17 protein-coding genes are annotated in these 17,665 nt (G+C 56.6%); 12 read left to right on the forward strand and 5 right to left on the reverse strand.

What is annotated here, in order from left to right:
• Window positions 1–61 precede the first annotated feature (61 nt).
• Together ABLU95_RS17540 and rluB are read left to right on the forward strand one after the other, a co-directional pair.
• The gene (locus tag ABLU95_RS17540; RefSeq protein ID WP_023289329.1) at window positions 62–724 is read left to right on the forward strand and encodes a response regulator; all 663 of its coding nucleotides are present in this window, start codon (window positions 62–64) and stop codon (window positions 722–724) included.
• 379 nt (window positions 725–1,103) lie between these two features.
• Window positions 1,104–2,006, forward strand: coding sequence for a 23S rRNA pseudouridine(2605) synthase RluB (gene rluB, locus ABLU95_RS17545; RefSeq protein WP_023289330.1), 903 nt, complete (start codon window positions 1,104–1,106; stop codon window positions 2,004–2,006).
• Window positions 2,007–2,066: 60 nt separating this feature from the next.
• On the opposite strand, the gene cobO is transcribed toward rluB, so the two are convergent.
• Both cobO and ABLU95_RS17555 read right to left on the reverse strand, forming a co-directional pair.
• On the reverse strand, window positions 2,067–2,657 hold the full coding sequence (cobO, locus tag ABLU95_RS17550) for a cob(I)yrinic acid a,c-diamide adenosyltransferase (RefSeq protein ID WP_023289331.1): 591 nt from the start codon (window positions 2,655–2,657) through the stop codon (window positions 2,067–2,069).
• Window positions 2,654–3,415: a YciK family oxidoreductase gene (locus ABLU95_RS17555; RefSeq protein WP_032452539.1), complete on the reverse strand. Its 762-nt coding sequence runs from the start codon at window positions 3,413–3,415 to the stop codon at window positions 2,654–2,656. Before ABLU95_RS17555 ends, cobO begins: the two co-directional genes overlap by 4 nt.
• Before the next feature lie 256 nt (window positions 3,416–3,671).
• Between ABLU95_RS17555 and sohB the strand changes: the two genes are divergently transcribed.
• Window positions 3,672–4,718 carry a protease SohB gene (sohB, locus tag ABLU95_RS17560; RefSeq protein ID WP_032429135.1) on the forward strand — a complete coding sequence of 349 codons (1,047 nt, stop codon included), beginning with the start codon at window positions 3,672–3,674 and terminating at the stop codon, window positions 4,716–4,718.
• A gap of 62 nt (window positions 4,719–4,780) precedes the next feature.
• Here the strand turns inward: sohB and ABLU95_RS17565 are convergent, their stop codons facing one another.
• Window positions 4,781–5,032: a YciN family protein gene (locus ABLU95_RS17565; RefSeq protein ID WP_002901761.1), complete on the reverse strand. Its 252-nt coding sequence runs from the start codon at window positions 5,030–5,032 to the stop codon at window positions 4,781–4,783.
• Window positions 5,033–5,438: 406 nt separating this feature from the next.
• On the opposite strand from ABLU95_RS17565, the gene topA reads away from it, so the two are divergent.
• The 4 genes from topA (at window position 5,439) to acnA (ending at window position 12,828) form a co-directional block, all read left to right on the forward strand.
• Window positions 5,439–8,036 carry a type I DNA topoisomerase gene (gene topA, locus ABLU95_RS17570; RefSeq protein ID WP_087848749.1) on the forward strand — a complete coding sequence of 866 codons (2,598 nt, stop codon included), beginning with the start codon at window positions 5,439–5,441 and terminating at the stop codon, window positions 8,034–8,036.
• A 343-nt stretch (window positions 8,037–8,379) separates the two neighbouring features.
• Entirely contained in the window at window positions 8,380–9,354 is a 975-nt protein-coding gene (gene cysB / locus ABLU95_RS17575) for an HTH-type transcriptional regulator CysB (protein WP_004203875.1), read from the forward strand.
• Between the two features lie 245 nt (window positions 9,355–9,599).
• Entirely contained in the window at window positions 9,600–9,767 is a 168-nt protein-coding gene (locus tag ABLU95_RS17580; RefSeq protein ID WP_002901776.1) for a YmiA family putative membrane protein, read from the forward strand.
• A 388-nt stretch (window positions 9,768–10,155) separates the two neighbouring features.
• The gene (gene acnA, locus ABLU95_RS17585; RefSeq protein ID WP_023289335.1) at window positions 10,156–12,828 is read left to right on the forward strand and encodes an aconitate hydratase AcnA; all 2,673 of its coding nucleotides are present in this window, start codon (window positions 10,156–10,158) and stop codon (window positions 12,826–12,828) included.
• Between the two features lie 47 nt (window positions 12,829–12,875).
• Here acnA and ribA read toward each other — a convergent pair whose 3' ends face one another.
• The gene (gene ribA / locus ABLU95_RS17590; RefSeq protein WP_023289336.1) at window positions 12,876–13,478 is read right to left on the reverse strand and encodes a GTP cyclohydrolase II; all 603 of its coding nucleotides are present in this window, start codon (window positions 13,476–13,478) and stop codon (window positions 12,876–12,878) included.
• Between the two features lie 163 nt (window positions 13,479–13,641).
• On the opposite strand from ribA, the gene pgpB reads away from it, so the two are divergent.
• The 5 genes from pgpB (at window position 13,642) to yciH (ending at window position 17,284) form a co-directional block, all read left to right on the forward strand.
• Window positions 13,642–14,409: a phosphatidylglycerophosphatase B gene (pgpB, locus tag ABLU95_RS17595; protein ID WP_107112577.1), complete on the forward strand. Its 768-nt coding sequence runs from the start codon at window positions 13,642–13,644 to the stop codon at window positions 14,407–14,409.
• 135 nt (window positions 14,410–14,544) lie between these two features.
• Window positions 14,545–14,853 (forward strand): LapA family protein, encoded by a 309-nt coding sequence (locus ABLU95_RS17600; protein WP_023289338.1) that lies wholly within the window; start codon window positions 14,545–14,547, stop codon window positions 14,851–14,853.
• 6 nt (window positions 14,854–14,859) lie between these two features.
• Complete coding sequence (gene lapB, locus ABLU95_RS17605; protein ID WP_004203879.1) at window positions 14,860–16,029, forward strand: lipopolysaccharide assembly protein LapB; 1,170 nt, start codon at window positions 14,860–14,862, stop codon at window positions 16,027–16,029.
• Between the two features lie 191 nt (window positions 16,030–16,220).
• Complete coding sequence (gene pyrF / locus ABLU95_RS17610; protein ID WP_348880080.1) at window positions 16,221–16,958, forward strand: orotidine-5'-phosphate decarboxylase; 738 nt, start codon at window positions 16,221–16,223, stop codon at window positions 16,956–16,958.
• Complete coding sequence (gene yciH, locus ABLU95_RS17615) at window positions 16,958–17,284, forward strand: stress response translation initiation inhibitor YciH (protein WP_002901782.1); 327 nt, start codon at window positions 16,958–16,960, stop codon at window positions 17,282–17,284. The genes pyrF and yciH overlap by 1 nt, the downstream gene beginning before the upstream one ends.
• Window positions 17,285–17,413: 129 nt before the next feature.
• Here the strand turns inward: yciH and osmB are convergent, their stop codons facing one another.
• On the reverse strand, window positions 17,414–17,632 hold the full coding sequence (gene osmB / locus ABLU95_RS17620) for an osmotically-inducible lipoprotein OsmB (protein WP_002901783.1): 219 nt from the start codon (window positions 17,630–17,632) through the stop codon (window positions 17,414–17,416).
• Window positions 17,633–17,665: the final 33 nt, after the last annotated feature.

The following is a 17,665-nucleotide window of genomic DNA, read 5'->3' on the forward strand; positions in this document are numbered from 1 at the left end:
AGCAACGCTCGAACGTCAGGAGCCTGTCTGGCTCCTGAAAGTCTCATGGGAGAACCTGGTTATGCTTCATGAGCTGATATCGTTAATCAATGTTGTTATTTGGCCCGCTATTGTTCTGTTTTTTCTATGTCGATTTGGAACTGCAATCAACCGGTTTCTTGAAAACCTCAGCCGCCTTTCCATTAAAGGTCCTGGCTTTGAAGTCGAGACCTTCAATAAAGGGGCTGAGTCTAGTGCCAATCTTGCCGCTGCATTGGCCAGCAAAGGTACCATTGCTAAAGGCGAGGGTAATGTAGAGCAAAGCGTTCTGGATGACGTCAACGTAGTGACTCAGGCTGTAACGCCGAGAGTATTGCGAAGAGCGGGTGATGCCGTCATCTTGTGGGTAGATGACAGACCCAATGGTAATCGCTTTGAACGTCAGTCCATGGAAGCTCTGGGCATAAGGTTTGTTAATGTAGTATCTACCGACGAGGCTCTCGAAAGACTAAAAAATCAGTCGTTTGATGTGATTATTTCCGATATGAAGAGGCCAGGGGATGATCGTGCGGGATATACTCTCCTGGATGAGCTAAGAAGAAAGGGCAAAGACATTCCATACATTATCTATGCGAGCTCCAATGCTGCTCAGCATAAGGAACAAGCAAAACAGCATGGCGCTTTAGACGCGACCAATAATCCGCCGGAATTATTTCGCCTGGTCATGGGGGCGTTAAAAAAATAATTATCGATCAAATCCAGAGGATGACTTCTGCATTCCACCTCTTGCTATATCCTCGGCTGGAGGCGGGTTATCTGTAAATTCCCTTTCCCGGATTGATAATCAATGACCCACCAGGTCTTTATAGGTTCAGGCTGCTCGCAAATCTAAGCGTCCGCGCAAAATCTGTTCCATACTCAGCGCAATGCGGCGAACAGAAGCTTTCCCGACGAAGTTAGTGTAGTATGTTCGGCCACGATTACGGGCTCGCGGTGAATGTTTTGCGCATGCCAGCGAGACTTTACGTAAAAAGTATATACGTAACAATGAGTTGTTGAAAAAGACCTCATTGTTTCATAAAGCATACCAGACGCCTGGGAAGGCGACACCTTAAGGAAGCTCAATGAGCGAGAAACTGCAAAAAGTGCTGGCCCGCGCCGGCCACGGCTCCCGCCGTGAAATTGAAGCGAAAATCGAAGCTGGCCGCGTCAGCGTCGACGGCAAAATCGCCACCCTCGGCGACCGTGTGGAGATCGTCCCCGGTTTAAAAATTCGTATCGATGGCCATCTGATCTCGGTGAAAGAGTCCGCTGAGCAGATCTGCCGCGTGCTGGCTTACTACAAGCCGGAAGGCGAACTGTGCACCCGTAACGATCCGGAAGGGCGCCCGACGGTGTTCGATCGTCTGCCTAAACTGCGCGGCGCGCGCTGGATTGCCGTTGGTCGTCTGGACGTCAACACCTGCGGCCTGCTGCTGTTCACCACCGACGGCGAACTGGCAAACCGTCTGATGCACCCGAGCCGTGAAGTCGAGCGTGAGTACGCCGTCCGCGTTTTCGGCCAGGTGGATGAAGATAAGCTGCGTCAGCTGTCTCGCGGCGTGCAGCTAGAGGATGGTCCGGCGGCGTTTAAAACCATTAAATTCACCGGCGGTGAAGGGATTAACCAGTGGTACAACGTCACCCTGACCGAAGGGCGTAACCGCGAAGTGCGTCGCCTGTGGGAAGCGGTCGGCGTGCAGGTCAGCCGCCTGATCCGCGTGCGCTATGGCGATATCTTGCTGCCGAAAGGCCTGCCGCGCGGCGGCTATACCGAGCTGGACCTGGCGCAGACCAACTACCTGCGCGAGCTGGTGGAACTTACTCCGGAAACCAGCTCTAAGGTCGCCGTTGAAAAAGATCGTCGCCGGTTGAAAGCCAATCAGATCCGCCGGGCGGTGAAGCGTCACAGCCAGAGCAGCGCTAACCCGCGTCAGGGTAATAACAGCAACCGCCGTTCCAGTACCCGCAATAAGACCAACGGTTAATGTTGCGCGTTCCGGTGGTTTTGCGCCGGAACGCGGACTTCCTTCTGCCGTATCCGGCCCTCAGTAGTCAATCCCCATCTGTGCTTTAATGCCGGCATCAAAGGCATGTTTAACCGGGCGCAGCTCGCTGACGGTATCCGCCAGTTCAATAATATCGCGATGACAGCCGCGGCCGGTGATGATCACCGACTGGTGGGCAGGACGCTCACGTAGGGCGCTCAGCACCGCCTCCAGCGGCAGGTAATCGTAGGCCACCATGTAGGTCAGTTCGTCCAGTAGCACCAGATCGAGCTGGTCGTCGGCAAGCATACGGCGGGCATGCTCCCAGACCGCCAGACAGGCGGCGGTGTCGCTGTCGCGGTCCTGGGTGTTCCAGGTAAAGCCTGTCGCCATTACCTGGAATTCGACGCCGTGTGGCTCCAGCAGATTACGCTCGCCGTTAGGCCAGGTCCCCTTGATAAACTGGATCACGCCGACTTTTTTGCCGTGGCCGACGGCGCGGGTCGCGGTGCCAAAGGCGGCGGTGGTTTTGCCTTTGCCGTTGCCGGTAAAGACCATCACAATGCCGCGTTCGTCCTGGGCCGCCGCCACCCGGGCGTCAACTTTATCTTTCAGCCGCTGCTGGCGTTCGCGGTAGCGTTCATCACTCATTGGGCAATTCCTGGTTTACGCCCCGGTTGGGCGTCGAAGGTCATTCCCGTCTTGCGACGACTGTCGTCGCCCATCAGCCACAAATAGACGGGCATAATGTCAGCGGGGGTTTTCAGTTTCAGCGGATCTTCCGTCGGGAACGCGCTGGCGCGCATGCCGGTGCGGGTACCGCCAGGGTTGATGCAGTTCACGCGCAGGTGGCGGCTTTGGTACTCGTCGGCCAGCACCTGCATCATCCCTTCGGTAGCGAATTTGGAGACGGCATAGGCGCCCCAGTTGGCGCGACCCTGACGACCGACGCTGGATGAGGTAAAGACCAGCGAACCTGATTCAGAACGGAGTAATAAAGGAAGAAGCGCCTGGGTCAGCATAAAGGTGCCATTGACGTTCACCTGCATCACCTGCTGCCAGACCTCCGGTTTCTGCTCATCCATCGGGCAGATGTCGCCGAGCAGGCCAGCATTGTGCAGCACGCCGTCAAGGCGGGGATAGTGCATGCTGATCTGCTGCGCCAGCTGCTGACACGCCTGCGGCGTGCAGGTTAGCAGGTCGAGAGTAAACCAGCGGGGGGAAATACCGCCCTCGCGTTCAATCTCCTGGGCGACGGCGCGCAGTTTTTCGTCGTTGCGTCCAAGCAGAATCACGCTGGCGCTGTAGCGGGCGTAGGTCAGGGCCGCTTCACGGCCAATTCCGTCGCTGGCCCCGGTGACCAGAATGATGCGATCTTTCAGCAAGTGGCGTTGCGGTTGATAATGCACGGCGACTCCTTTGGCGATCGGCTCTCGATCGCGCTTCATCTTTGGTATCTCACTTTTGCGCTGTTATGCCTGAAAGCGCCCGCCATTGCAATCGGCGAAGCGGAAAGTATTCACAAAATTAATATCTTGCAACGATTTCAGCCTCGCTGAAAAAAAAACGGAATCCGCTGCGCAGAGGACACAAAGCACAAAGACTTCTCGCCAGGGGCTGATGTACACTGTGCCGCAACGTCAGTGCTTTACACAAGGTGAAAACGTGGAATTACTTGCTCAATATGGCTTATTTTTAGCCAAGATCGCGACCGTTGTCGTCGCTATCGCGGTGATTGCCGCTATTATCGTCAACCTGGCCCAGCGCAAGAAGCAGCGCGGCGAGCTGCGGGTGACGAATCTTAGCGAGCATTATAAAGAGATGAAGGAATCGCTGGCGGTGGCCCTGCTGGATGGCCCGCAGCAGAAGCAGTGGCATAAGTCGCAGAAGAAAAAGCAAAAGCAAGAGGCGAAGGCGGCGAAAGCGCGGGCGAAGCTGGGTAACGTGGAGCCGGAAGGCAAGCCGCGCGCCTGGGTGCTGGATTTCAAAGGCAGTATGGATGCCCATGAGGTCACCAGCCTGCGCGAAGAGATCACCGCGGTGCTGGCCGCGGCGAAAGCGCGCGATCAGGTGGTGATTCGTCTGGAAAGCCCCGGCGGGGTGGTGCACGGCTACGGGCTGGCTGCCTCTCAGCTGCAGCGCTTGCGTGACAAACAAATCCCGCTGACGGTGGCGGTCGATAAAGTGGCGGCCAGCGGCGGCTATATGATGGCCTGCGTGGCGAACAAAATTGTCTCGGCGCCGTTTGCGATCCTCGGCTCTATTGGCGTGGTGGCGCAGATCCCAAACCTGCACCGTTTCCTGAAGAACAAAGATATTGATATCGAACTGCACACCGCCGGACAGTACAAACGAACGCTCACTATGCTGGGTGAAAACACTGAAGAAGGACGGCGCAAGTTCCGCGAGGATCTCAATGAGACGCACCATTTGTTCAAGGATTTCGTACATCGGATGCGCCCGGGCCTGGATATTGAGCAGGTGGCCACTGGCGAACACTGGTACGGGGTACAGGCGCTGGAAAAAGGGCTGGTGGATGCGGTTGAAACCAGCGATGAGCTGCTGCTGGGATTAATGGAAAGCCACGAGGTGATCGGGGTGCGTTATCAACAGCGTAAGAAAATGCTCGATCGCTTCACAGGTAGCGCGGCGGAGAGTGCCGATCGACTGCTGCTGCGCTGGTGGCAGCGCGGACAGAAGCCGCTGATGTAGATGATAAAACGCGAGGCTCTGCCTCGCGTTCTCGTTTAGAGCGGTCTTAATCTACGCCGGTCTTAATCGACAAGGTGATATTTGTCCGACAGCTCATGGGCGAGGTACTTAAACATATTAAATACCGCTGTACTCTTTGGCGTCGGCAGACCCTGCTCATCAAGATAAAACTCACCGCTAAACACCAGGACATTGTTGCGCTGAACGACGTCGGTGGCTTCGATACCGGCTAACGTATCCTCATGTTCGCGAATAAGTTTGTTGGCTTTTTCGAGCAGCGTCTGGCGATCGATTGGTTGGGTTGTACCTTGCATAACGGACTCCTCTTTTTCTCCGGGCGTAGTTTACGCCGCGCGGCGGCGCGGGGCAAATTTTCCATGGACAAAACAGGGGTAATCGTAACCAGTGGAGAAACAGCGGTTTACTGGCGTGATTCGCTTTTGCATGCTAATAAAGTTGCGTAACGAATTTTATCAGGTACAGTGTGACGCTTTCGGCGATCTGGCAACAGATTTGCTTGACATTCGGCCAAAAATTCTTCGTGCTATGTCACCTGACGAAAAAAGGTCAGTAAACTCAAGCGCCTGGTTTTACGGAGTTGAAACAGGTGTTCTGGGTTGATATTCACCGACGGTGCCGCAACATATGAGGCAGTCGCCAGTGGAGGGTGTATGAATGTGCGATGTATTCCTGGATGAATCAAATTAGGTAAAGGTGAATATGGGTAAAGCTCTCGTTATCGTTGAGTCCCCGGCAAAAGCCAAAACGATCAATAAGTATCTGGGTAATGACTACGTGGTGAAATCCAGCGTCGGTCATATCCGCGATTTGCCGACCAGTGGATCAGCTTCCAAAAAGAGCACCGACTCTACCGCCACCAAAGGGGCTAAAAAGCCTAAAAAGGACGAACGTGGTGCTCTGGTTAACCGCATGGGCGTGGACCCATGGCATGACTGGAATGCGCATTATGAAGTACTTCCGGGTAAAGAAAAGGTCGTTTCCGAACTCAAACAGTTGGCGGAAAAAGCTGACCACATCTATCTCGCAACCGACCTTGACCGCGAAGGGGAAGCCATTGCCTGGCACCTGCGGGAAGTCATCGGCGGCGATGAGCAGCGTTACAGCCGCGTGGTGTTCAATGAGATCACCAAAAACGCCATTCGTCAGGCTTTCGAAAAGCCGGGCGAGCTGAATATCGATCGGGTTAACGCTCAGCAGGCGCGTCGCTTTATGGACCGCGTGGTGGGTTACATGGTTTCGCCGCTGCTGTGGAAAAAAATCGCCCGTGGTCTTTCTGCCGGGCGCGTGCAGTCCGTCGCGGTCCGCCTGGTGGTGGAGCGTGAGCGTGAAATCAAAGCGTTCGTCCCGGAAGAGTACTGGGAAGTTGATGCCAGTACCACCACGCCGGGCGGCGACGCGCTGCCGCTGCAGGTGACCCATAAGGATGATAAGCCATTCCGTCCGGTCAGCCGTGATGAGACGATGGCGGCGGTATCGCTGCTGGAAAAAGCCAGCTACAGCGTACTGGAGCGGGAAGACAAGCCGACCAGCAGTAAGCCGGGTGCGCCGTTCATCACCTCCACCCTGCAGCAGGCGGCCAGCACCCGCCTCGGCTTCGGTGTGAAAAAGACCATGATGATGGCTCAACGCCTCTATGAGGCGGGGCACATCACCTATATGCGTACCGACTCCACCAACCTGAGTCAGGACGCGCTGAACATGGTTCGCGGTTATATCAGCGACAAGTTTGGTAAAAAATATTTGCCGGAAAGCGCGAATCAGTACGCCAGCAAAGAAAATTCACAAGAAGCGCACGAAGCGATTCGTCCGTCTGATGTGAACGTGCTGGCGGAAACGCTGAAAGATATGGAAGCGGATGCGCAGAAACTGTATCAGCTGATCTGGCGCCAGTTTGTCGCCTGTCAGATGACGCCGGCGCAGTACGACTCCACGACGCTGACCGTGGCGGCGGGCGATTTCAAACTGAAAGCGCGCGGTCGTACCTTACGCTTCGACGGCTGGACCAAAGTGATGCCGGCTCTGCGCAAGGGCGATGAAGACCGGACCCTGCCGCTGGTCAAACAGGGCGACCAGCTGAGCCTGGTCGAGCTGACGCCTGCGCAGCACTTTACCAAGCCGCCGGCGCGCTTCAGCGAAGCCTCGCTGGTTAAAGAGCTGGAAAAACGCGGCATCGGCCGTCCGTCGACTTATGCCTCGATTATTTCCACCATTCAGGATCGTGGTTACGTGCGAGTGGAAAACCGTCGTTTCTACGCGGAGAAAATGGGCGAGATCGTCACCGACCGACTGGAAGAGAACTTCCGCGATCTGATGAACTACGACTTCACCGCGCAGATGGAAGATCGTCTCGATCAGGTGGCTAACCACCAGGCCGAGTGGAAAGAGGTGCTGAACCACTTCTTCGGCGATTTTTCCACCCAGCTGGAGACGGCGGAGAAAGATCCGGAAGAGGGCGGTATGCAGCCGAACCCGATGGTGCTTACCAGCATCGACTGCCCGACCTGCGGCCGTAAAATGGGTATCCGTACCGCCAGCACCGGCGTTTTCCTCGGCTGTTCGGGCTATGCCCTGTCGCCGAAAGAGCGCTGCAAAACCACCATTAACCTGGTGCCGGAAAACGAAGTCCTCAACGTGCTGGAAGGCGATGACGCCGAAACTAACGCGCTGCGCGCCAAACGCCGCTGCCAGAAGTGCGGTACGGCGATGGACAGCTACCTTATCGATCCCAAGCGTAAACTGCACGTCTGCGGTAACAACCCGACCTGCGATGGCTATGAGATTGAAGAGGGCGAGTTCCGCATCAAGGGCTATGACGGTCCGGTAGTGGAGTGCGAGAAGTGCGGCTCCGAGATGCACCTGAAGATGGGGCGTTTTGGGAAGTACATGGCTTGTACCAACGACGAGTGTAAGAATACGCGTAAGATCCTGCGCAATGGGGAAGTGGCGCCGCCGAAGGAAGATCCGGTGCCGTTGCCGGAGCTGCCGTGCGAGAAGTCTGATGCCTATTTCGTGCTGCGTGACGGGGCCGCGGGCGTCTTCCTTGCGGCCAACACCTTCCCGAAATCACGGGAAACGCGCGCGCCGCTGGTGGAAGAGCTGTACCGCTTCCGCGATCGTCTGCCGGAAAAACTGCGTTATCTCGCCGATGCGCCGCAGCAGGATCCGGAAGGCAATAAGACGCTGGTGCGCTTTAGCCGTAAAACGAAGCAACAGTACGTAGCGTCCGAAAAAGAGGGCAAAGCGACCGGCTGGTCAGCCTTCTTTATCGACGGTAAATGGACGGAAGCTAAAAAGTAACTGACCATTATCAGGCAGGAAAAGGGCGCTTTTCCTGCTCTGGCGGCCGGCAGGGGCCATGGATGCCTCTGCCGTGTCGTTTTCCTTTCTCTCCGCGCTTTTCACCCTCTTATAACCACCTATATTATTTTTCGTTACCGTCTATACAGTGTTGATATAAATGATATAGTGGTTATAGTTAATGCCTTTTTTATTATTAAAACGTCTTATACATCATCGCTTTCAGGATGCGTTGCGGCGCCACTATGGCCAACTGCCGGGAGGCCTGGCCTTCACCGGCGACAAGTTGCCTGAACGTAAAGTGTATTAAGCGGCTTCATTTTACGCGCAAACGGATATCAGCATGAAACTACAACAGCTTCGCTACATCGTTGAGGTGGTTAACCATAACCTGAATGTTTCATCCACCGCCGAAGGGCTTTATACCTCTCAGCCAGGCATCAGTAAGCAGGTGCGTATGCTGGAAGATGAGCTGGGCATCCAAATCTTTGCCCGCAGCGGCAAGCATTTGACTCAGGTGACGCCTGCCGGGCAGGAGATCATCCGTATTGCCCGCGAGGTGTTGTCGAAAGTCGATGCCATCAAATCTGTCGCCGGGGAGCATACCTGGCCGGACAAAGGGTCGCTGTACGTGGCGACCACCCATACCCAGGCGCGCTATGCGTTGCCCGGGGTGATCAAGGGCTTTATTGAACGCTATCCGCGGGTGTCGCTCCATATGCATCAGGGTTCGCCAACCCAGATCGCCGAAGCCGTGTCGAAAGGCAACGCCGACTTCGCCATTGCTACCGAAGCGCTGCATCTGTATGACGACCTGGTGATGCTGCCATGCTATCACTGGAACCGGTCGATCGTGGTGACGCCGGAGCATCCTCTGGCCTCCAGGGGCTCGGTATCAATAGAAGAGCTGGCGCAGTACCCGCTGGTGACCTATACCTTTGGCTTCACCGGCCGCTCCGAACTGGACACCGCGTTTAACCGTGCGGGCCTGACGCCGCGCATTGTCTTTACCGCTACCGATGCCGACGTCATTAAAACCTATGTTCGCCTGGGGCTGGGGGTTGGGGTGATTGCCAGCATGGCGGTAGATCCGGTCTCCGATCCGGACCTGGTGAAGCTGGATGCCAACGGTATTTTCAGCCACAGCACCACTAAAATAGGCTTCCGCCGTAGCACCTTCTTACGAAGCTACATGTATGATTTTATTCAACGTTTTGCACCCCATCTGACCCGGGATGTCGTGGATACCGCAGTGGCGCTACGGTCGAATGAAGATATTGAAGCGATGTTCAAAGATATAAAACTTCCGGAAAAATAACCACGTTAAAAATAATGGCATTCCGTGTAAGGAGTGCCATTAACTATCATGGCCCTTATTTAACAACTTAAACCTCGAACCAATCACAAAATTAAGAATTTCTGATAACGCGTTTTTCATAATGCCCGTCGCGATCAAATAACCGGTCAAATATATTCCATCAGGCCTAAATTCACTGGATTAATCGTTTATCCATAATTAAGATTTATCTGTACCTGATGATTTGAGCAATTGGTGGTGACAATATGATAAGTAATATCGATTACATGAAACTGGCGATGTCATACGAAAATGACAAAACCGAAATCGATCCCGTTCTGCGTAGTCGCGTATGGGGCGTAGTGTTGGTAGGGCTGGCGATGTTCTGGAGCATCATCGCGCTCACCATCTGCAACATCTGGATTGTCAGCTAAAGCTGTAGGTCATCGTTGTAGATACATGTCATTTTTATGACAGTGAAAGGAAACTGTAATATAAAATCAGTGACCGGCAATACAGGGAGAATATATTTTGCCGCGGGATTCATCCAACCTGAAATCAATCACAAGAGCTAATCGGCCAGCAGGTAATGATTAGCTCTTTTTTTGTCCTCGTGTACTAATACAATATCGCTTAAAAGACCTCTCTGCACTATTTTGGTGCTATTTCCTCTGCGCGTAGATAATTCCCTTTAACCCTTCTCCGTCACATCAGATTTAGCAATTTGGGTTGTTATCAAAGTGTTATGCCCAGCATGTGTTATCTTTAATGGAGACCCTGAGGAGAATCGGGGTATGCCATCCCTGAGATAAAGGAGGAGCTATGTCGTCAACCCTACGAGAAGCCAGTAAGGATACGCTGCAGGTTAACGCGAAAACCTGGCATTACTACAGTCTGCCGCTGGCGGAGAAGCAGCTGGGCGATCTCAGTCGACTGCCCAAGTCGCTGAAGGTGCTGATGGAGAACCTGTTGCGCTGGCAGGACGGTGACTCGGTGACTGAAGAAGATATTCGCGCCCTTGCCGGTTGGCTGCAGCAGGCCCATGCCGACAGGGAGATTGCTTATCGTCCGGCCCGCGTCCTGATGCAGGACTTTACCGGCGTACCGGCGGTGGTGGATCTGGCCGCCATGCGCGAGGCGGTGAAACGCCTGGGCGGCGATACCGCGAAGGTGAACCCGCTGTCGCCGGTCGACCTGGTGATCGACCACTCGGTGACGGTCGACCGCTTCGGCGATGACGAAGCCTTTGAAGACAACGTCCGCCTGGAAATGGAACGTAACCACGAACGCTACGCTTTTCTGCGCTGGGGGCAGCAGGCCTTTAGCCGCTTCAGCGTGGTGCCGCCGGGCACCGGGATTTGCCACCAGGTCAACCTGGAATATCTCGGACGGGCGGTGTGGAGCGAAGAGGTGAATGGGAAGTGGATGGCGTGGCCGGATACCCTGGTGGGCACCGACTCCCATACCACCATGATTAACGGGCTCGGCGTGCTGGGCTGGGGCGTGGGCGGGATTGAAGCGGAAGCCGCCATGCTTGGCCAGCCGGTGTCGATGCTGATCCCCGATGTGGTAGGCTTTAAGCTCAGCGGCAAATTGCGCGAAGGCATTACCGCTACTGACCTGGTCCTGACGGTCACCCAGATGCTGCGCCAGCACGGCGTTGTCGGAAAATTTGTTGAGTTCTACGGTGACGGTCTGGATACCTTGCCCCTGGCCGACCGCGCCACCATCGCCAATATGGCGCCAGAGTATGGCGCCACCTGCGGTTTCTTCCCGATCGATGACGTGACGCTCAGCTATATGCGCCTCAGCGGACGTAGCGAAGAACAGGTGGCGCTGGTGGAAGCCTATGCCAAAGCGCAGGGCATGTGGCGCCAGCCGGGCGATGAGCCGGTCTTTACCAGTACCCTGGCGCTGGATATGGGCAGCGTTGAAGCAAGCCTCGCCGGGCCGAAGCGGCCGCAGGATCGCGTGGCGCTCGGCGATGTGCCGAAAGCCTTTGCCGCCAGCGGCGAGCTGGAGGTTAACCACCTTCAGCGTCAGCGCCAGCCGGTGGCGTATACGCTGAACGGGCATCACTATTCGCTGCCGGATGGCGCTGTGGCCATTGCGGCGATCACGTCCTGTACCAACACCTCCAACCCCAGCGTGCTGATGGCCGCCGGCCTGCTGGCGAAAAAAGCCGTCGAACGCGGACTGCAGCCGCAGCCGTGGGTGAAAGCTTCTCTGGCCCCGGGCTCGAAAGTGGTGTCGGATTATCTGGCCCATGCCGGCCTGACGCCTTACCTCGACCAGCTCGGCTTCAATCTGGTGGGGTATGGCTGTACCACCTGTATCGGTAACTCCGGCCCGCTGCCGGAACCTATTGAAGAAGCAATCAAAAAGGGCGACCTCACCGTCGGGGCGGTGCTCTCCGGTAACCGTAACTTCGAAGGGCGTATCCACCCGCTGGTGAAAACCAACTGGCTGGCCTCGCCGCCGCTGGTGGTCGCTTACGCGCTGGCCGGGAACATGAACATCGATCTTACCCGCGAGCCGCTGGGGCAGGGCAGCGACGGCGAGCCGGTCTATCTGAGAGATATCTGGCCGAGCGGGGAGGAGATTGCCCGCGCGGTGGAACAGGTCTCCACGGAGATGTTCCGCAAAGAGTACGCGGAAGTGTTTTCCGGGACAGAGGAGTGGAAGGCGATTAAGGTGGAGGCGTCAGATACCTACGACTGGCAGGAAGATTCGACCTATATTCGCCTGTCGCCGTTCTTTGACGAGATGGGCATCGAGCCGCTGCCGGTGGAGGATATTCACGGCGCGCGGATCCTCGCCATGCTGGGCGATTCAGTGACCACTGACCACATTTCGCCGGCGGGAAGCATCAAAGCCGATAGTCCGGCAGGCCGCTATCTGCAGGAGCATGGGGTTGCCCGGCGCGACTTTAACTCCTACGGCTCCCGTCGCGGTAACCATGAGGTGATGATGCGCGGCACCTTCGCCAATATCCGCATTCGCAACGAAATGGTGCCGGGGGTGGAAGGGGGCATGACCCGCCATCTGCCGGACCGCGAACCGGTGGCGATCTACGATGCAGCGATGCTATATAAAGCTGAGGGCATACCGCTGGCGGTGATTGCTGGTAAGGAGTATGGCTCAGGTTCCAGTCGCGACTGGGCGGCGAAGGGGCCGCGCCTGCTGGGGATCCGGGTGGTGATCGCTGAGTCCTTCGAACGTATCCACCGCTCCAACCTGATCGGGATGGGTATTCTGCCGCTGGAGTTCCCGCAGGGCGTCACCCGTAAAACGCTACAGTTGACCGGCGAAGAGCGGATTGATGTCAGTAACCTGCAGTCGCTGCAGCCCGGCGCCACGGTGCCAGTGACCCTCACCCGCGCTGACGGCTCGCAGGAGGTGATCGCCTGCCGGTGTCGTATCGACACGGCGACCGAACTCACCTACTACCGCAACGACGGCATTTTGCACTACGTCATCCGCAATATGCTGTAAAACGAAGGGCCAGCATCGCTGGCCCTCTACTTACGCTGCCGGCGGTATTATTCCGCCGGCTTGCTGTTCAGCAAATGGCCCATCTTGGCGGCTTTGGTGTCCAGATAGTGGGCGTTTTTCGGGTTGCGCCCGACGATCAGCGGAACGCGCTCCACAATGTTAATCCCGGCTTCGCTGAGGATTTCCACTTTTTTCGGGTTGTTGGTTAACAACCGCACTTGCTCAACGTTGAGCAGCTTGAACATATCGGCGCACAGGGTGAAGTCGCGTTCATCGGCGGCGAAGCCAAGCTGATGGTTCGCTTCGACAGTGTCATAACCCTGATCCTGCAGCGCGTAGGCGCGGATCTTATTCAATAAACCAATGTTGCGACCTTCCTGACGATGATAGAGCAGGATCCCCCGGCCTTCTTCGGCGATATGCGACAGGGCCGCCTCCAGCTGAAAGCCGCAATCACAGCGCAGGCTAAACAGGGCATCGCCCGTCAGACATTCTGAATGGACGCGGGCGAGCACCGGCGACTGCCCTGAAATATCGCCGTATACCAGCGCGACATGATCCTGTCCGGTTGCCAGTTCTTCAAAACCCACCATCAGGAAATCGCCCCAGGGGGTTGGCAGTTTGGCTTCTGCCACACGTTTAAGCTGCATGTGATTCTCCAGATTCTGTCAGCACCTGAATGTGCTTTCTGTTTACCGCTATTTTGCCACAACGCCGGGACGTTCTCCTAATCACGAACGGTTAGCCGCGCGGAAAGCGCACAAACGATCTACTTTCCGCTATGATGTTCATCTACAAGGAGAAGGAGAGAAAATGCTGTTGATTGCCCGACGAACCGCTCTCGCGGCGGCGCTGCTGCTGGTCATGCCCCTCACGGTCTGGCTGTCTGGTTGGCTGTGGCAGCCAGGACTGCCGGTGGTATGGCTGAAAAGCCTCTGGTGGGTGACGGAAACGGTGACCCAGCCGTGGGGAATTATCACCCATGTTGTGCTGTGCGCCTGGTTTCTCTGGTGCCTGCGCTTTCGCCTGCGCGCGGCGCTGATCCTGTTCCTCATTCTTGCCGCCGCCATCCTGGTGGGACAGGGGGCCAAATCCTGGGTCAAGGCGCGGGTTCAGGAGCCGAGACCGTTTGTCATCTGGCTGGAAAACGCAAGGCAGGTGCCGGTGACGCAATTCTACGCGTTAAAGCGCAAAGAACGCGCTAAACTGGTGCATGAGCAGCTGGCGCAGGCGCAGGACATCCCGCCGTTTTTACGCAAACACTGGCAGAAAGAGACCGGGTTTGCATTCCCGTCAGGCCATACGATGTTCGCCGCCAGCTGGGCGCTGCTCGCTGCCGGGCTGCTGTGGCCGCGTCGGCGCTGGGGCACGATCGCGGTACTGCTGGCGTGGGCGACGGCGGTGATGGGGAGTCGCCTGGCGCTCGGTATGCACTGGCCGCTGGATCTCATCGTCGCTACGCTGATCTCCTGGCTGCTGGTCACGGTGGCCTGCTGGCTGACGCAGCGTCTTTGCGGGCCGCTTTCGCCGCCGGGGGAAGAGGCGCAGGATATTAAAAAACGGATGCCTGAAGCGGAATAATGTTGATTTTAGCGGCATCCGACCGCATATCCTGTCGAGTTGCCGTGCTTTTTCGTTCCACCGCTGCGGCGAAAATGATACTTTATAGGGCTGAAAGCGGGCTTTTTACGCGCAACCCACAGAACGGGAAGTCATGTGAAATATTTACTCATTTTCTTACTGGTGTTAGCAATCTTCGTCATTTCAGTGACGCTGGGGGCGCAGAATGACCAACAGGTCACTTTCAACTATTTACTCGCTCAGGGTGAATTCCGCATTTCGACGCTGCTGGCGGTGCTGTTCGCCGCGGGCTTTGCTATCGGCTGGCTGATCTGCGGCCTGTTCTGGCTGCGGGTGCGCGTCTCGCTGGCGCGCGCGGAGCGGAAAATAAAGCGCCTTGAACACCAGATTGCCCCTGTCAGTCCGGCGGCTGTCGAGGCAGGCGTGCCTGCGGTGAAGGAATAATCTCTTATGCTGGAGTTGTTGTTTCTGCTTTTACCCGTTGCCGCCGCCTACGGTTGGTACATGGGGCGCAGAAGTGCACAACAGTCCAAACAGGACGACGCGAGCCGCCTGTCACGGGATTACGTGGCGGGGGTAAACTTTCTGCTTAGCAACCAGCAGGATAAAGCCGTCGATCTGTTCCTTGATATGCTGAAAGAGGATACCGGCACCGTTGAGGCCCACCTGACCCTCGGCAACCTGTTCCGCTCGCGCGGCGAGGTCGACCGCGCGATCCGTATTCACCAGAGTCTGATGGAAAGCGCGTCGCTCACCTATGACCAGCGCCTGCTGGCGGTGCAACAGCTGGGGCGCGACTATATGGCCGCCGGGCTGTATGACCGCGCGGAAGATATGTTCAAACAGCTGGTGGATGAGACCGATTTTCGCCTCGGCGCGCTGCAGCAGCTGCTGCAGATCTACCAGGCGACCAGCGACTGGCAGTCGGCTATCGAGGTGGCTGAACGGCTGGTGAAGCTGGGGAAAGAGAAGCATCGTGGCGAAATCGCCAACTTTTGGTGCGAACTGGCCCTGCAGCAGATGGCGGCCAACGATCTGGATAAGGCGATGGCGCTGTTGAAGAAAGGCGCCGCCGCGGACCGCAACAGCGCCCGGGTTTCGATCATGATGGGCCGGGTGTGGATGGAGAAGGGCGACTACGCCAAAGCGGTGGAGAGCCTCGAGCGGGTTATCGATCAGGATAAAGAGCTGGTGGGTGAGACGCTGGAGATGCTGCAAACCTGTTACCAGCAGCTCGGCAAAGCCGATGAATGGGAAGTTTTCCTGCGCCGCTGTGTGGAGGAGAACGCCGGGGCGACCGCCGAACTGATGCTGGCGCAGATCCTTGAGCAGCGGGAAGGGGTCGAAGCGGCGCAAAACTACGTGACCCGGCAGCTTGAGCGCCACCCGACCATGCGCGTTTTCCATAAGCTGATGGACTACCATCTCAACGAAGCGGAAGAAGGGCGGGCGAAAGAAAGCCTTGGGGTGCTGCGAAACATGGTCGGCGAACAGGTGCGCAGCAAACCGCGCTACCGTTGCCAGAAATGCGGCTTTACCGCTCATACTCTCTACTGGCATTGTCCGTCCTGCCGCTCCTGGGCGACCATCAAACCTATTCGCGGCCTCGACGGCCAGTAAGGTCAAAAAAAACAGACGATTTAGTTACAACATACTTATCATTTCTTTCCCGTCACCGCCTGCAGCCCCGGCAACGCCATCGTCCGCGCAGGGCAAAACAGCAGCCTGTTATTTTGTTAGCTTCACAGGTAGAATGCTGCCCGTTTACCTTTTTTGCGCCCTCTGGCGCCCATCAACACTAAGGTCTGGTCATGACGTCAACAGCTATCCCATCTTCCCGCGCTGTCACTTCCTCTCCCGTTGTGGTTGCGCTCGACTATGATAATCGCGATAAAGCGCTGGCATTTGTCGACCGCATCGACCCGCGAGACTGCCGCCTGAAGGTGGGCAAAGAGATGTTCACCCTGCTGGGACCGCAGTTTGTCCGCGATCTGCATCAGCGTGGGTTTGAGGTGTTCCTGGACCTTAAGTTTCACGATATTCCCAACACTACCGCCCGCGCGGTGGCGGCTGCCGCCGAGCTTGGCGTATGGATGGTGAATGTCCATGCCTCCGGCGGCGCGCGGATGATGACCGCGGCACGCGAAGCGCTGCTGCCCTTTGGTCAAGATGCGCCGCTGCTCATCGCCGTCACCGTCCTCACCAGCATGGAGTCCAGCGACCTGCAGGATCTGGGCATTACCTTATCCCCGGCTGACTACGCGGCGAAGCTGGCGGCGCTGACCCAACGCTGCGGCCTCGACGGGGTGGTGTGTTCAGCTCAGGAGGCGGTACGCTTTAAGCAAGAGCTGGGGCAGGCGTTCAAGCTGGTCACCCCGGGTATCCGTCCGCAGGGCAGCGACGCTGGCGATCAGCGGCGGATCATGACTCCTGAGCAGGCTCAGGCGGCAGGGGTGGACTATATGGTCATTGGCCGCCCGGTTACCCAGTCGACCGATCCAGCCGAGACGCTGCGGGCGATCAACGATTCTCTGCGCAAGGAGGCATAATGAGCGATTCCAACAGCCGTCTGGTCTACTCCACCGAAACCGGGCGTATCGACGAGGCGAAACCGGCGCCGGTGCGCCCGAAAGGCGACGGCATTGTGCGGATCCAGCGCCAGACCAGTGGCCGCAAGGGCAAAGGCGTCTGTCTGATTAGCGGAATTGATGCCGACGATGCGGCGCTCACTGCGCTGGCGGCAGAGCTGAAGAAGAAATGCGGCTGCGGCGGCGCGGTGAAAGATGGCGTGATCGAGATCCAGGGCGACAAACGGGATTTACTGAAGTCGCTGCTCGAGGCGAAAGGGATGAAGGTGAAGTTAGCCGGCGGCTAATTGTTATTTCAACCCTAATTAATGGCCTGGTGAAATAACAAGGCCGCGGTGAATGCCGCGGCCTTGAATGATTTAACGTGCGTAAGTCAATTCGTGTGAATTATTCTTTTATTTCGTCAGATAAATATATTATTTGCCGACCTGGTGACCAATAATACCACCGACTGCTGCGCCACCCAGGGTACCGAGTGCGCTACCGTCAGTTAACACCGCACCGCCGATGGCGCCGGCACCTGCGCCGATAGCAGTGTTACGATCGCGTTTAGACATGTTAGAGCAAGCGCTCAGAGACATTGCTACAGTGACAGCCAGAACAACAGCAGCCATTTTTTTGCTCGTTGAAGTCATCATTTTTTTCTCCTGAATAATCTATTCATGGAT

This window comes from Klebsiella sp. GG_Kp146, assembly GCF_040061975.1.
Classification (GTDB): Bacteria; Pseudomonadota; Gammaproteobacteria; order Enterobacterales; family Enterobacteriaceae; genus Klebsiella; species Klebsiella quasipneumoniae.